Origin of the sequence: Micropruina sp. (assembly GCF_047606365.1) — a bacterium.
GTDB lineage: Bacteria > Actinomycetota > Actinomycetes > Propionibacteriales > Propionibacteriaceae > Micropruina.
Window position 1 is genome coordinate 57,385 of the sequence record NZ_JASGEN010000164.1, and the last position, 15,348, is coordinate 72,732.

Below are 15,348 nucleotides of genomic sequence, written 5' to 3' on the forward strand. Positions count from 1 at the left end.
CGGGCCCACCCGCGGGCACCGGATCGTGCCGTTGTGGGAAACCGCCAAAGCTCGGACGGCTCAGTTGGCCTCTCCGGACAGCCGCGCCGCGCCGTCCGCTCCAATCTGAGGCTTGCCGCTCGAGTCGCCTCGCCTTGCGGGCCCAGAAGTGGAAGATTTCGGGGGCAGGACTGTCGACCGGCAGGCACACAGCAAGGTGAGGAGACGCCCGGTGTTCAAGCGCATCGCGATCGTCAATCGGGGCGAGGCCGCCATGCGGCTGATCCACGCCGTCCGCGACCTGAACGCCGAGCAACCGGACGATGACCCGATCACCGTCATCGCGCTCTACACCGATGCCGAGCGCACCGCGATGTTCGCGCGCGAAGCCGACGAGGCCTACCCGCTCGGGCCGGCGTCCGAACGGCCCTACCTGAACCATGCCCTGCTGATCGACGTGCTGCGCCAGGCTCGCGCGGACGCCGTCTGGGTGGGCTGGGGCTTCGTCGCCGAAGATGCCGGCTTCGCCGACCTGGTCGAAGCGAACGGCATCACCTTCATCGGCCCCTCGGGCGAGGCGATGCGCAAGCTGGGCGACAAGATCGGCTCCAAGCTGATCGCCGAAGAGGTCGGGGTGCCGGTGGCGCCCTGGTCGCGCGGTGGTGTCGACACCCTGGAGGACGCGCTGACCGCGGCGGAGCGGGTCGGCTACCCGCTGATGCTCAAGGCGACCGCCGGCGGTGGCGGACGCGGCATCCGCAAGGTGACCAACGCCGACGAACTGACCGACGCCTACCAGCGCACCCGCGACGAGGCCGAACGTGCCTTCGGCTCCGGCGTGGTGTTCCTGGAGAAGCTGGTCACCGGCGCCCGGCACGTCGAGGTGCAGATCATCGCCGACGGTCAGGGCACCGCCTGGGCGTTGGGTGTGCGGGACTGCTCGGTGCAGCGCCGCAACCAGAAGGTGATCGAAGAGTCGGCGTCCCCGCTGCTGACCGCCGACCAGACCGACGAGCTGAAGGCGTCCGCCGAACGGCTGGCGCTGGCCGTCGACTACGCCGGCGCCGGCACCGTCGAGTTCCTCTATCACCCCGGCGACAAGGCGTTCGCCTTTCTCGAGGTGAACACCCGGCTGCAGGTGGAGCACCCGATCACCGAAGTCACCAACGACTTCGACCTGGTCAAAGCGCAGATCCGGGTCGCCTCGGGTGAGCGGCTGGTCGACCGGCCCAGCGAGTTCGGGCACGCAGTCGAGGCCCGGCTCAACGCCGAGGATCCCGACCGCGACTTCGCCCCGTCGCCCGGACGGATCTCCCGGCTCGACCTGCCGGCCGGTCCCGGCATCCGGGTCGACACCGGGGTGGCCGAGGGCGATCAGATCCCCGCCGACTTCGACTCGATGATCGCCAAGATCATCGCCTTCGGACGCGACCGCAGCGAAGCGCTGGGCCGGTTGCGGCGGGCGATGAACGAAACCACCGTGGTGATCGACGGCGGCTCCACCAACAAGAGCTTCATCCTCGACCTGCTCGGCCGCCCCGAAGTGATCGGCGCCGACGGCGTCGAATGGGCAGACACCGGCTGGATCGACCGGGTTCGCGGCGAGGGCGGCCTGATAGCCGACCGGCACTCCGGGATCGCGCTGGTCGCCTCCGCCATCCAGGCCTACGAGGACACCGAAGAGGTGGAGATCGCCCGCCTGCTGGAGACCGCGCACGGCGGACGTCCGCAGGTGCAGCACGCGGTCGGACGCCCCGTCGACCTGAAACTGCGCGGCGTCACCTACCAGGTGACCGCCTTCCGGATCGGTCCGCAGCGCTACCGGGTGCGGGTGGCGCAGGGCGACCAGGCCAGCACGGTCGAGGCGTCGCTGCTGCGACTGGACGACTTCCACAGCCGGCTCCAGGTCGGTGACCAGCGCTACCGCCTGGTCACCGCCACCCACGGCCCGGTGCACCTGATCGAGGTCAACGGCATCACCCACCGGGTCAGCCGCGACGAGGGTGGCGTGCTGCGCTCCCCGGCGCCGGCGCTGGTGGTCGCCACCCCGGCCGCGGTCGGCGAGCAGCTGGCCGCCGGTGCGCCGGTGCTGGTGCTCGAATCGATGAAGATGGAAACCGTTCTGGTCGCCCCCTTCGCCTGCCGGGTGAAGGAGCTGCTGGTGATCACCGGCAGCCAGGTGGAAACGATGGCGCCGCTGGTCCGGCTCGAGCCGGTCTCCGACGAGACCGCTGTCGTCGAAGAGGTGGTGGCCACCGGTCCCGGCCTGGAACTGCCGCCGGTGCCGGCGATCACAGACCCCGAACCGCGGGCGAACCGGCTGTTGGCCGACCTGTCCGCGCTGGTGATGGGCTTCGACGCCGACCCCGAATACCGGCCGCTGGCCGGCTACCTGAGCACCCGCGACGAGCTGTGCGCCGCCGGCGCCGACGTGATGACCGGCGAGATCGCACTGATCGGGTTGTTCGCCGACGTCGCCGAGCTGAGCCGCAACCGTCCGGCCGGTGAGGACGCCAGCACCGAACTGCGGGTGCACAGCGACCGGGAACACTTCCACCGCTACCTGCAGAGCCTGGACGCCGCCCGCGCCGGCCTGCCGATGCAGTTCACCGACCGGCTGGCGAAGGTGTTCGCCCACTACGGCATCACCGAACTGACCCGGACGCCGCAGGTCGAGGAGGCGGTCTTCCGGATCTTCCTCGCCCAGCAGCGCTTCGCGTCCGACCTGAAGGTGATCACCTCGCTGCTGGAACGCTGGATCAGCGAGCCCGCCCCGCAGCCGGAGGTCGCCAGCCACGCCCGCGCCGAACTGGAACGCCTGGTCCGGGCCACCCAGCGGCGCTTCCCGGTGGTCGGTGATGTGGCCCGGTCGATCCGGTTCCGCTGGTTCGACCAGCCCCAGGTGGACGCCGAACGCGACGCGGTGCTGGCCGGCGTGGCCGACGAGGTGGCCGCGTTGGCCGCCGATCCGGACGCGTCCGACCGCGACGAGCGGATCGCGGCGCTGGCCGCCATTCCCGAGCCGACGGTTGGCTTCCTCGCCGACCGGCTGGCCGCCGGCGTCCAGGCCGAGGAGCCGATGCTCGAGGTGCTGATCCGCAAGCACTACGGCGACTTCGATCTGACCTCGCTGAGCAGGCTCTCCGTCGACGGGCGGGCCGCGGCGACCGGTGACTACCGGCTGGAGGGCCGTCCGACCCGGGTGGTGTCGACGCTGGGCCGGGTCGACGAGCTGGCCGCCGAGGGGCCGATCAGCACCCTGGTCACCGACCTGCTCGCCGTCCACGGCGGCGGTGAGGAGGCTGTCGTCGAGCTGTACCTGTCCTGGCCGGACGCGCCCGATCCCGATCAGGCCAGCGCCCACCTGGAAGAGGTGTTCTCCGGCTGGTCGCTGGGTCAGAACGTCCGCCGCATCGTGGTCGCCGTCTGCGACCACCGCTCCGAGCCGCGCTACCTGACCTTCCGCTGGACGACCTCCGGTGAGATCGCCGAGGACCAGCGGATCCGGGGTGTGCACCCGATGGTCGCCCGCCGGCTCGACCTGTGGCGGCTGCGTGAGTTCGTCCTGACCCGGCTGCCGGCACCCGAGGACGTGCTGCTGTTCGACTGCGTCGCCAAATCCAACCCGGCCGATCGTCGCCTGGTCGCCATGGCGCAGGTGCGCCAGCTGGCGCCGGTGCGCGACGAGAAGGGCCGGCTGCTCGGCCTGCCGCACGCCGAGCGGGCGGTGGAGAACTGCCTGGAGGCGATCCGGCGCACCCGGGCGGCGCGCGGCAGCGAGGGCAACCGGATGGACATGAACCACGTCTGGGTGCACGTCTGGCCGGTGATCGACCTCGATCACAAGGACATCGTGTCGCTGCAGACCAAGATCACCCCGCTCGGTGAGGGCGCCGGCATCGAAGAGGTGCTGGCCCAGGGCCGCTTCGACCAGCCGGGGCAGGGCATCATTCCGCTGGCCGTCCGGTTCCACTACCGGGCCGGTGCCGGGGTGACCGCGGTGATCGAGCCGCCGCCCACCGAACCACTGAAGCCGCTGGACGACTACACCTCCCGGGTGCTGCGGGCACGCCGGCGTGGGCTGGTCTACCCCTACGAGCTCAGCGATGTGCTGGCCGGACCGGGCGGCAGCATCGTCGAACTCGACCTGGACGGCGACGGCGCACTGGTGCCGGTGGATCGTCCGCGTGGGCTCAACAAGGCCGGCATCATCTGCGCCCAGGTGACCACGCCGTCCCCGCTATACCCGGAGGGGATGACCCGGATCGTGCTGTCCGGCGACCCGACCCGCGGTCTCGGCGCGGTGGCCGAACCCGAGTGCCGGCGGATCATCGCCGCGCTCGACCTGGCCGAGCAGATGCAGGTGCCGCTGGAGTGGTTCACGCTGAGCTCTGGCGCCCGGATCTCGATGGATTCCGGCACCGAGAACATGGACTGGGTGGGGGCGGCGCTGCGCCGGATCATCAACTTCACCCAGGACGGCGGCGAGATCAACGTCGTCGTGGCCGGCATCAACGTGGGCGCCCAGCCGTACTGGAACGCCGAGGCGACGATGCTGATGCACACCAAGGGCATCCTGGTGATGACCCCCGACTCGGCGATGGTGCTCACCGGCAAGCAGACCCTGGACTTCTCCGGCAGCGTCTCGGCCGAGGACAACTTCGGCATCGGCGGCTACGACCGGGTGATGGGTCCCAACGGCCAGGCCCAGTACTGGGCGCCCGACCTGCCGGCCGCGTTCCGCATCCTGATGAGCCACTACGCCCAGACCTACGTGATGCCGGGCGAGGACGGCCCGCGCCGCGCGCCGACCACCGACCCGTCCGACCGGGACGTGTCCAGTTACCCGCACGGTGGCGAGTTCGCCACCGTCGGTGAGATCTTCACCGCCAACCCGGACCGGAAGAAGCCGTTCGACATCCGCACCGTGATGGCCGCCGTCACCGATGCCGATCACCCGCGCACCGAACGCTGGGCCGGCATGGCCGACGCCGAGACTGCGGTGGTGATGGACGCCCGGATCGGCGGACATTCGATCTGCCTGGTCGGCATCGAGTCCAAGCCGGTGCCCCGGGCCGGGTTCCCGCCCACCGACGGCCCCGACACCTACACCGCGGGCACGCTGTTCCCGCGATCGAGCAAGAAGGTGGCCCGGGCGATCAACGCGGCGTCCGGCAACCGCCCGGTGGTGGTGCTGGCCAACCTGTCCGGATTCGACGGCTCACCCGAATCGATGCGCAACCTGCAGCTCGAATACGGTGCCGAGATCGGCCGGGCGGTGGTCAACTTCGACGGCCCGATCGTCTTCGTGGTGATCTCCCGCTACCACGGTGGTGCCTTCGTGGTGTTCTCCAAGACGCTCAACGAGAACATGACCGTGCTGGCGGTGGAGGGCTCGTTCGCCTCCGTCATCGGTGGGGCCCCGGCGGCCGCGGTGGTGTTCGCCGGCGACGTCGCCAAGCGCACCGCCGGCGACCCGCGGGTCGCCGAGTTGGAGGGCCGGCGCCGGTCGGCGCGTCCGGAGGAACGGGCCCGGCTGCAGGCCGAGCTGGACGACGTCCGGGCCGCCGTGCGGGCGGAGAAGATCAGCGAGGTCGCCGGCGAGTTCGACGGGGTGCACAACATCCAGCGCGCCGCCGAGGTCGGCTCGGTGGACAAGGTGATCAGCCCCACCCGGATGCGTCCCGAGATCATCGAGGTGATCGAGGCCTTCGGCACTCGCTGAGGTTTCGTTCTCTCGGTTTCGTCATCCCGGCGAGCGTTTTCGTCCTACCGGCGACGGTTCGTCATCCCGGCGTTTCGTCATCCCGGCGGACGCCGGGATCTCGTCGTTGGCTGTCCTGTGCGACCGAGATCCCGGGTCAAGCCCGGGATCACGGAGGATCGAGCTCGGGATGCCGGAGGGTCAAAGGTTGGCTCCGCTACGCTCCCGGCATGGCCACCCTTGTGCTCACTGTGATCGGTGACGATCGCGCCGGACTCGTCAACGCGCTCGCCGATGTCGTCACCGCCCACGGTGGCAACTGGGAGCGCAGCCAGCTCGCAGAGCTGGCCGGCAAATTCGCCGGCATCGTGCTGGTCCGGGTGCCCGATGAGCGGGCGGACGAGCTGGCGTCCGCGCTCGAACCGCTGAGTGGCCTGCTCGAGGTGAGCCTGCACGCGGGCAGCGAGGAACCGGCGGAGGCGGCGCAGCACATCCAGGTCGACCTGGTCGGCAACGACCACCCGGGCATCGTGCGCGATGTCTCCGGGGTGCTGAGCCGGCACGGCATCAGCATCGAGAAGCTGATCACCGAGACCCGGGAGGCCCCGATGGCCGGCGGACGGCTGTTCGAGGCGCATCTCACCGCGCCGGTGAGTGCCGACCAGGATCTCGTCGGCCTGCAGGCCGACCTGGAGCGCTTGGCCACCGAGATCGTGGTCGACATCACCGTCGCCGCGGGCTGAGTCAGGCAGGATCCTTGCCGGCCAGGATCAGCTTGGCCTGGTCGGCACTCAGGTCGTAGTCGAGGAAGTTCTTGTAGAACTTCTGGGTCTCGGCGACCATGTCGAGGTTCTTGAACTTCTCCGGGTGCAGCAGCTGCGCCACCCAGAGCACCTGCAGGGCCTCCTCGGCGGAGTAGCGGTCCCACGGGAAGGTGCCGCGCGGGTTGCCGTAGACCTTGCCCGCCTTGACCGCACGCAGCTGGGAGTAGGCCGGGTCCTTGCGCAGCAGTTCGAGCGCGGCCTCGCTGCTGGTGCTGCCGATGATGATGACGTCGGGGTCGGACGCCACGATCGTCTCCATCGTCACCTTTGCCAGGTTGCCCTCGGTCTCCAGCGCGTTCCGGCCGCCGGCCAGGTTGATCCACTCGTCGATCATCGACTTGCGGCCGTCCACGGTCAGCAGGTCGGTGGGGCCGGCGATGTGCAGCACCGAGGGCCGGTCGGCGTCCTTGAGACCCTTCAGCTGGGTCTCCACGGTGGCGATGTTCTTGTCCAGGTAGGTCAGGTACTTCTCGGCGCGGGCCGGGGCGTCGCCGCCCAGCACCTCGGCGGTCAGCTTGACCGTGTCACGCAGCCCGTCGAAGGTCTGGAAGTTCACCTTGACGGCCGGCAGCCCCGCGTTGCGGGCGGACTGGATCTGGGCGTCGTTGGACGACAGCACGGCGTCCGGCTTCAGCTTCACCAGTTCTTCGATCTGCAGCTCGTCACCGCTGAACGGGGCCGTCACGTCGGCGATCTTGGGATAGACCGTGGAGAACCACTTCATCTGCTTGATCACGTTGGTGGTGGCCACCAGCTTGTCGCCGGCACCCAGCACCAGGATCACCTGGTTGTTGGCGTGCCACAGGTCGGCGACCCGCTCGACCTTGGCGGGAATCTGGACGGTGGCGCCGCCCTGGTCGGTGACCGTGCGGGCGTCCGGGCCCAGCGTGGGTGCGGGGGCGGACGTCGCGGCGCTGGAGGCGGCGGGCTGCGGGGAACTGCAGGCCACCAGCCCGAACAGGGTGGTGGCGGCCAGCAGGCCCACCAGCACCTTGGGTTTCCTGGTTGTCATCGAAGAGCACGTCCTTTCATCGTTGGCTCAGATCGGGGCAATGCGGGGGTCTCGCAGACGGCGCGTCCGAGCTGCTCGACATGGACCACGCGCAGGTCGGTCTCGTAGACCTGGCTGAGCAGGTCCTCGCGGATCACCTCGGCCACCGGGCCGGTGTGGAACCGGCCGGAGCGGGTGAGGATGCCGGCGCTGCCGCCGAGCAGGATCGCGTGGTTGGGGTTGTGGGTGGTGCTGATGATCCCGAAGCCGCGCCGGGACAGGTCGCTGAGCAACTGCAGCACCCGGGTCTGGTTGCCGTGATCCAGAGCGGCGGTCGGCTCGTCGAAGACGATCAGCTCCGGGTCCTGGACGACGGCCTTGGCGATGCTGGCCAGCTGCCGCTGGCCGCCGCTGATCTCGGTGCAGGGCCGTCCGGCGAGGTCGCCGATGCCGAGCAACTCGAGCGCGTCGTGGGCCAGCGCGCGGTCGGCGTCCGACGGCTGCTGCATCAGGTTCAGGTGCGGCGCCCGACCCATCAGCACATAGTCGAGAACGGTGTAGGCGTAGCTGACCGTGCTGGTCTGCGGCACGTAGGCGATCTTCCGGGCCCGGACGCGGGGCGCCAGCTCGGCGACCTCGGCACCCTCCAGCACGATCCGTCCGTGCTGTGCCGGACGCACCGCGGTGACGCAGTTGAGCAGGGTCGATTTGCCGGCGCCGTTGGGCCCCAGGATGGTGAACAGCTCACCGCGTTCCAGCGTGAACGACAGCTCGGTGAAGATCGGGTGGCCCGGACGGTAACCGAAGCCGATGCCCTGCACATCGAGGAACGGCGCATTGAGGGACGCGGTCATGAGTCCGCCCCTCGCCGGGCCAGGATGAGCACGAACACCGGGGTGCCGATCAGGCCGGTGAGAATGCCGAGCGGGATCTCGCCCGGGCTCAGCGAGCGGGCCAGGGTGTCGATCAGCAGCATGAAGATGCCGCCCAGCAGCGCGGCGACCGGTAGTGACCGGGCGTTGTCGCTGCCGGCGAGGATGCGGGCGGCGTGCGGCACCACCAAGCCCACCCAGCCGATGCTGCCGCTGAGCGACACCGCCGCCGCGGTCAGCAGCGTCGCGCAGAGCACCACCAGGCCGCGCTCGACGCGGATGTTCACCCCGAGCGATGCGGCCTCGGCGTCGTCCAGGGTCAGCAGGTTCAGCCGCCAGCGCAACACCAGCAGCAGCACCGCGGGCAGCACGATCAGCGGTGCCATCGCGGTCACCGACGCCGTGGTCACCTTGGCCAGGCTGCCGAGCTGCCAGAAGACGATGTCGGCCAGCTGGGTCTCGGGATCGGCGACGTACTTCAGCAGGCCGATGATCGCCTGCATCAGGCCGCCGACGATGATGCCGGCCAGCACCAGGGTGACCGAAGAGGACCGCCGGATCAGCCGCGGGATCCAGGCGACCAGCGCGAGTGCCCCGAAACCGACCACGAAGGCCAGGCCCTGCACCCAGACGGTGCCGAGCCCGAGAATGATCGCGATCGAGGCGCCGACGCAGGCGCCGTGGGTGACGCCGAGCAGGTCGGGTGCGGCGAGCGGGTTGCGGAAGATGCTCTGGTAGCTGGCGCCGGCCAGGGTGAGTGCCGCGCCGATCATCACCGCGGCGCAGATCCGGGGCAGCCGCAGGTTGAGCACCACGTTGGCGATCGACGGATCCGATGGCGGCGACCCGGTCACGGCGCTGGTCAGCGCCTGGACGACCTCGGCCGGCGAGATCAGGTACCGGCCGGTGCACAGCGCCAGCACCACCGCGACCAGCAGCAGCCCGCTCAACAGGCCGACGAGGGCCGGCAGGGCGGTGGGCCGGCAGGGCGGTGTGCTGGGTGATCGGGTGGTCAGAGTCGGCGCGGCGCTCAAAGGGCAGCCTTGTATATCCGTATCTGCGGCATGGAAGGCAGTCTAGAGACGTATCAGAGACACCGAGGTGTTTTCTCCCAATAGTTCAGTTCATTGCCGCTCGGTGGGCGGTGACGGGGTCGCTATAGGCTGCGGTGGTGTTGGTTCTGCTGTCGCCCGCGAAGTCGCTGGACTTCGATTCCGCCCTGCCCACCCGCAAGCATTCCGAGCCCAGGCTGCTCGACCGCTCGGCGGAACTGACCGAGCTGATGCGCGGCAAGTCCACCTCTGAGATCGCCGGCCTGATGCACATTTCGGACGACCTCGCCGCGCTCAACGCGCAGCGCTACGCCGACTTCTCGCTGCCGTTCACCATGCGCAACGCCCGCGCGGCGGTGCTCGCCTTCGCCGGCGACGTGTACCAGGGCCTGGCGGTGCGCGAACAGTGGGACACCCGCGACTACACCGAGGCACAGAAAACGGTGCGGATCCTCTCCGGGCTGTACGGGGTGCTGCGCCCGCTCGACCTGATCCAGCCGTACCGGCTGGAGATGGGCCTGCCGCTGGCGAACGAGCGCGGCGGCAGCCTGTACGCCTACTGGGGCTCGACGATCACCGACCTGCTGCGCGCCGACCTGGCCGAGTCGCCCGGCGTGAGCGCGGTGCTCAACCTGGCGTCCGAGGAATACGCCAAGTCGGTCAGGTTCGGTGAACTCGACTGCCCGGTGATCTCGCCCCGATTCGAGGACACCAACGCCCGCGGCACCCGCAGCGTGGTCTCGTTCTACGCCAAGCGGGCGCGCGGCATGTTGGCGTCCTGGCTGGTGCGCGAACGCGTCCGGACGCCCGGCGCAGTCAAGCGGTTCGCCGAGCAGGGCTATCGCTACGACCCGGACGCCTCGACCGCGCAGCAGCCGGTCTTCGTCCGCAGCTTCGAGGACCGGCCCGCCGTCGGCCGCTGAAGCCTCAGCTGTGGCAGACGGCCTCGACGTTGTTGCCGTCGGGGTCACGGACGAAGGCGCCGAAGTAGCCGGGATGGTATTCCGGCCACTCCCGCGGTGCGTGCAGCACCTCGACACCCAGTTCGGCCGCGGCGTCGAAGAAGGCCTGGACGGCCGCCCGGTCAGCCGCGGCGAAGGCGATGTGACATTCGCGGTTGGAGCTTCCGCTGGCTGCCGAGCTGACCCAGAAATCCGGGTGGCCCTGCGTGCCATAGCCGATGGCTTCACCGAAATCCATCTGGCGGGTGAAGCCGAGCGTGCCGAGCACGGTGTCGTAGAAGCGGACGGAAGCGGCCATGTCGGCCACGTTGACGCCGAAGTGATCAATCATGGGATCAGTCTGTAGGCCGGCGCCGACAGTTTCTGAACGGCACAGCTATGCCCGGCCGTTGTATATTCCGCTAGCGGCATATAACGTACTCGCATGGACACTATCGAGGTGATCGCTGAGCCGGTCCGGCGGCGCATCCTCGATGCGCTGTTGGACGGCGAGCGGCTGGTGGGCGACCTGAGCGGCGAGCTGGGCATCGGCCAGCCGAGCGTGTCGAAGCACCTCGCCGTGCTGCGTGGCGCCGGCCTGGTCCGGGTCCGGCCGGAGGCGCAGCGCCGCTGGTATTCGCTTCGTCCCGAACCGCTGCGCGACATCGACGAGTGGCTGATGCCGTACCGCCGCCGCTGGGCGGACGCGCTCGATGCCCTCGAACTGCATCTCGATCGACAGGAGGAGACATGACCACCGAACGGCTCGGCGAGGTTCTGCACCAGGACGGCCGCTACGGCCTGCGCTACGAACGTCGGTTGCGCCACGCCCCCGAGAAGGTGTGGCGCGCACTGACCGAATCAGAGTCGCTGCGGCATTGGATGCCCGCCGACATGGTCGGCGAGCGTCGGACGGGCGCCGACCTGGTGTTCCCGTTCTGGCCGGCCCACGTGGAGCGCTTCGGCATTCCGGCCGAGCAGGTCGCACTCGCCGGCCGGATGCTGGCCTGGGAACCGCCGCGGCTGCTCGAGTACAGCTGGGATGTCGACCTGCTGCGGTTCGAGCTCGAGCCGGACGGCGACGGCACCCGGCTGGTGTTCACCACCTGGCTGGGTGAGGTCGATCAGTACCCGGCGCACGGCACGGCCGCCGGCTACCACGCCGCCCTCGACCAGCTCGCCGAGTTGCTCGATACCGGCGCCGTCGCCGTGCCGGTGATCGACGTCCCGGTGGAAGACCTGGAGCGGCGCTACGCGGCGCTGCTGGAATCGTGATCGCGTTTCCCTAGCCGCTGCTCACAGCAGCACTGCCCAGAGCAGCGCACCCTGTTGCCTCGGCGGCTGCGCGGGCAGGCTCGCGGCATGACCGACACCGCGACCGAGCCGATCCGGCTCGACCACCTATTGCACGACCGGCTCTTCGAGCAACGAACCATCGTGCTCAGCGGCCCGCTGGAGGACGACAACACGCTGCGAATCTGCAGCGCGCTGCTGGTGCTGGCCGCCGACGATCCGGACGCCGACATCCGGCTGCTGATCAACTCGCCGGGCGGCTCCGTTCCCGGCATGCTGGCGATCCGCGACTGCATGCGCACCATCCCCAACGATGTCGCCACCATCAATCTCGGCATGGCCTACAGCGCCGGACAGTTCCTGCTCTCGTCCGGCGCCAGGGGCAAGCGCTCCACCATGCCGCACGGACGGGTGCTGCTGCACCAGGGCTCGGCCGGCATCGGCGGTACCGCGATGGACATCGCGATTCAGGCCGACGACCTGCGGCAGACCCGCGACACCGTGCTGGCCTGCATCGCCGAGGACACCGGTCAGCCGCTGGAACGGGTCGAGGCCGATTCGCGCCGCGATCGCTGGTTCTCGGCGCAAGAGGCCCTCGACTACGGATTCGTGGACGCCATCGTCGAAGGCCCGGAACTGCTTCCGGCGCCCCGGGCCCGGATCGGAATGGGAGGGGTCCGATGAGCAGCTACCCGATTCCCGACGTCACCACCCGCACCGACCGCGGGGAGCGCACCGTGGACATCTACAGCCGGCTGCTGGCCGACCGGATCGTCTATCTCGGCACCGGCATCGATGACGGCGTCGCCAACACCGTGATCGCGCAGTTGCTGCACCTGGCCAGCGACAACGCCGACGCCCCGATCTCGCTCTACCTCAACTCGCCGGGCGGCTCGATCCCGGCCACGCTGGCCATCTATGACGCGATGCAGTTCGTCCAGCCCCGGGTCGAGACCACCTGTGTCGGGCAGGCGGCGGCCACCGCGGCGCTGCTGCTGGCCGGGGGAGCGCCCGGCGGGCGGCAGATCCTGCCGCACGGTCGGGTGGTGATCCACGCCCCCGCCGCGGAGGGACGCGGCACGATTCCCGACCTGATCCTGGAGGCGGACGAGGTGGCCCGCGTCCGAGCCCTGCAGGAGGAACTCCTGGCCCGGCACACCGGCCGGACGCCGGAACAGATCCGCGCCGATCTGGAACGCGACCTGATCCTCACCCCGGCCGACGCCGCCCGCTACGGCGTGGTCGACCGGGTGCTCGAATGGGAGGTCGCCGGCAAAGCCTCAACCTGAGCGCGAAGGACCTGGATCTCGCGGGGTGGCTAGGGGTTAAGGTGAGGCGCCCGGATACCGGATCGCACCCCTGAAGCGCCGGCCGGGCCCTGAGGAGGGGTTATGAGCGAGATCTCCGCACCGGCCGCCACGGCCCGCGAACTGACCGTCCGGGGGATCATCCTGGGCGGGCTGATCACCCTGGTGTTCACCGCCGCCAACGTCTATCTCGGCCTGAAGGTCGGCCTGACCTTCGCCACCGCGATTCCGGCCGCGGTCATCTCGATGAGCGTGCTGCGGTACTTCAAGGACCACTCGATCGTCGAGAACAACATCGTGCAGACGATCGCCTCCGCCGCAGGCACCCTGTCGGCGATCATCTTCGTGCTGCCCGGCCTGGTGATGATCGGCTGGTGGCAGGGCTTCCCGTACTGGACGACGGCGGCCGTCTGCGCGATCGGCGGCACCCTCGGCGTGATGTACTCCATTCCGCTGCGGCGCGCTCTGGTGACCGGCTCGGACCTGCCCTACCCCGAAGGTGTGGCCGCCGCCGAGGTGCTCAAGGTGGGCGACAGCAGCGGCGGGGCCGCCGACAACCGCAGCGGCGTCCGGATCATCTCGCTGGGCGCCTTCGCCTCGGCCGGCTTCTCGCTGCTCGCCTCGCTCAAGGTGGTCGGCAGCTCGGTCTCCGGTGCGCTGCGGATCGGCAGCGGCGGCACCATGTTCGGGGCCAGCCTCTCGCTCGCCCTGATCGGCGTCGGCCACCTGGTGGGGCTCACCGTCGGCATCGCGATGCTGGTCGGCCTGGCGATCTCCTACGGTGTCCTGCTGCCGATCCGGACGGCCGGCAACCTGCCCGCCGACACCCCGCTGCTCTCCGCCGTCGGCAGCGTCTTCTCCTCCGAGGTCCGCTTCATCGGCGCCGGCACCATGGCGATCGCGGCGATCTGGACGCTGGTGAAGATCACCACCCCGGTGGTCAAGGGCATCCAGGGTGCCCTGGTCTCCGCCCGGGAACGGCGGGCGGGCAGCTCCGTCGATGTCACCGAGCGCGATATCCCGATCACCTGGGTCGGCATCGTGGTGGTCGTCTCGCTGATCCCGATCGGCTTCCTGCTCTGGGACTTCGCCAGCGGCACCGCCATCCATCACGGTGTGCTCGGGATCGTCATCACCAGCATCGCCTTCGTGTTCGTGGTCGGCCTGCTGGTAGCGGCGGTCTGCGGCTACATGGCCGGCCTGATCGGATCGTCCAACAGCCCGATCTCGGGCGTCGGCATCATCGTGGTGATCGCCGCCGCGCTGCTGATCAAGCTCACCTTCGGCGCAGCGAACCCCGACGAGAGCCTGTCGCTGGTCGCCTACACGCTGTTCACCGCAGCGGTCGTCTTCGGTGTCGCCACCATCTCCAACGACAACCTGCAGGACCTGAAGACCGGCCAACTGGTCGGCGCCACCCCGTGGAAGCAGCAGGTCGCACTGATCATCGGCGTCGCCTTCGGCTCGGCGGTCATTCCGCCGGTGCTCGACCTGATGCAAACCGCCTTCGGCTTCGTAGGCGCCCCCGGCGCGGGTGAGAACGCACTGGCCGCCCCGCAGGCAGCGCTGCTGTCGTCCCTTGCCACCGGTGTGTTCGGGGTGTCCATCGACTGGGGCCTGCTCGGTCTCGGTGCACTGATCGGCGTCGGCATCATCGTGGTGGACGAGGTGCTCGGCAAGACGACGAAGTCCTACCGGCTGCCGCCGCTGGCGGTCGGCATGGGCATGTACCTGCCGATGGCGCTGACCCTGATCATCCCGATCGGCGCGGTGCTGGGCACGTTCTACGACCGCTGGGCTGCCAAGGGCCGTCCGGAGCGGGTCGAGCATCGCAAGCGGCTCGGCGTGCTGCTCGCCACCGGTCTGATCGTCGGCGAGAGCCTGTACGGCGTGGTGTTCGCCGGCATCGTCGGGGCGACGGGCAAGGACGAACCGCTGGCCATCATCGGCGAGGGTTTCGAGAACTGGGCCACCAGCCTCGGCGTCCTGGTCTTCGTCGGGCTCACCGGCTGGATCTACGCCCGCACCCGCCGGACGGCCGAGAACGACGGCTGAGTGCCGGCAACCTCAGGCGGCCAGGCAGACCGGTCCGCGGATCGCGCCGGCGGCGAGCCGTGAACTGGTCCGCAGGGTCAGCTCGGACACGGTCAGATCCAGGGCGCCGGCGACGGCGGCGAGTAGTTCCGAGGACGGCTCCTTCAAGCCGCGCTCCAGTTCGGAGAGGTACTGCGGAGACATCCCGGCCCGTCCGGCGACGTCGACGATCCGGTCGGCGCGTTCCAGCCGCTCGGTGCGCAACTGCTCGCCCAGTGCCTCCCGCCACAGCGGTTCGGCAGGTTCCGGTTCGCGCTCCGGCCGCAGCGGTACGACGTCTCCCATAGGCAC

The 15,348-nt window shown here is 69.7% G+C and carries 13 protein-coding genes; 8 read left to right on the plus strand and 5 right to left on the minus strand.

The features are described 5' to 3' along the window. The first annotated feature begins 211 nt into the window (after positions 1-211). Together QM624_RS18630 and QM624_RS18635 are read left to right on the plus strand one after the other, a co-directional pair. Positions 212-5,704 (plus strand): carboxyl transferase domain-containing protein, encoded by a 5,493-nt coding sequence (locus QM624_RS18630; protein ID WP_415094599.1) that lies wholly within the window; start codon positions 212-214, stop codon positions 5,702-5,704. A 209-nt stretch (positions 5,705-5,913) separates the two neighbouring features. Then, positions 5,914-6,426 carry a glycine cleavage system protein R gene (locus tag QM624_RS18635; RefSeq protein ID WP_415094601.1) on the plus strand — a complete coding sequence of 171 codons (513 nt, stop codon included), beginning with the start codon at positions 5,914-5,916 and terminating at the stop codon, positions 6,424-6,426. Position 6,427: 1 nt separating this feature from the next. Here QM624_RS18635 and QM624_RS18640 read toward each other — a convergent pair whose 3' ends face one another. The 3 genes from QM624_RS18640 to QM624_RS18650 are packed head-to-tail and all read right to left on the minus strand — an operon-like array spanning position 6,428 to position 9,404. Then, positions 6,428-7,519: an ABC transporter substrate-binding protein gene (locus tag QM624_RS18640; RefSeq protein WP_415094603.1), complete on the minus strand. Its 1,092-nt coding sequence runs from the start codon at positions 7,517-7,519 to the stop codon at positions 6,428-6,430. Beyond that, complete coding sequence (locus QM624_RS18645) at positions 7,516-8,352, minus strand: ABC transporter ATP-binding protein (RefSeq protein WP_415094605.1); 837 nt, start codon at positions 8,350-8,352, stop codon at positions 7,516-7,518. The genes QM624_RS18640 and QM624_RS18645 overlap by 4 nt, the downstream gene beginning before the upstream one ends. Continuing rightward, the gene (locus QM624_RS18650) at positions 8,349-9,404 is read right to left on the minus strand and encodes a FecCD family ABC transporter permease (RefSeq protein ID WP_415094607.1); all 1,056 of its coding nucleotides are present in this window, start codon (positions 9,402-9,404) and stop codon (positions 8,349-8,351) included. The genes QM624_RS18645 and QM624_RS18650 overlap by 4 nt, the downstream gene beginning before the upstream one ends. 137 nt (positions 9,405-9,541) lie before the next feature. Between QM624_RS18650 and yaaA the strand changes: the two genes are divergently transcribed. Continuing rightward, complete coding sequence (gene yaaA / locus QM624_RS18655; RefSeq protein WP_415094609.1) at positions 9,542-10,345, plus strand: peroxide stress protein YaaA; 804 nt, start codon at positions 9,542-9,544, stop codon at positions 10,343-10,345. 4 nt (positions 10,346-10,349) lie between these two features. On the opposite strand, the gene QM624_RS18660 is transcribed toward yaaA, so the two are convergent. Next, positions 10,350-10,715, minus strand: coding sequence for a VOC family protein (locus QM624_RS18660; protein WP_415094611.1), 366 nt, complete (start codon positions 10,713-10,715; stop codon positions 10,350-10,352). Positions 10,716-10,808: 93 nt separating this feature from the next. Between QM624_RS18660 and QM624_RS18665 the strand changes: the two genes are divergently transcribed. The 5 genes from QM624_RS18665 (at position 10,809) to QM624_RS18685 (ending at position 15,018) form a co-directional block, all read left to right on the plus strand. Beyond that, positions 10,809-11,117, plus strand: coding sequence for an ArsR/SmtB family transcription factor (locus QM624_RS18665; protein ID WP_298130123.1), 309 nt, complete (start codon positions 10,809-10,811; stop codon positions 11,115-11,117). After that, positions 11,114-11,638, plus strand: coding sequence for an SRPBCC domain-containing protein (locus tag QM624_RS18670; RefSeq protein WP_415094614.1), 525 nt, complete (start codon positions 11,114-11,116; stop codon positions 11,636-11,638). Before QM624_RS18665 ends, QM624_RS18670 begins: the two co-directional genes overlap by 4 nt. An 87-nt stretch (positions 11,639-11,725) precedes the next feature. Continuing rightward, entirely contained in the window at positions 11,726-12,340 is a 615-nt protein-coding gene (locus QM624_RS18675; RefSeq protein WP_415094616.1) for a ClpP family protease, read from the plus strand. Next, on the plus strand, positions 12,337-12,945 hold the full coding sequence (locus QM624_RS18680) for a ClpP family protease (protein ID WP_415094618.1): 609 nt from the start codon (positions 12,337-12,339) through the stop codon (positions 12,943-12,945). The genes QM624_RS18675 and QM624_RS18680 overlap by 4 nt, the downstream gene beginning before the upstream one ends. 141 nt (positions 12,946-13,086) lie before the next feature. Then, positions 13,087-15,018 carry an OPT family oligopeptide transporter gene (locus QM624_RS18685; protein ID WP_415094673.1) on the plus strand — a complete coding sequence of 644 codons (1,932 nt, stop codon included), beginning with the start codon at positions 13,087-13,089 and terminating at the stop codon, positions 15,016-15,018. A gap of 12 nt (positions 15,019-15,030) precedes the next feature. Here the strand turns inward: QM624_RS18685 and QM624_RS18690 are convergent, their stop codons facing one another. Beyond that, on the minus strand, positions 15,031-15,342 hold the full coding sequence (locus QM624_RS18690) for a helix-turn-helix domain-containing protein (RefSeq protein WP_415094620.1): 312 nt from the start codon (positions 15,340-15,342) through the stop codon (positions 15,031-15,033). Between the last annotated feature and the right edge of the window lie 6 nt (positions 15,343-15,348).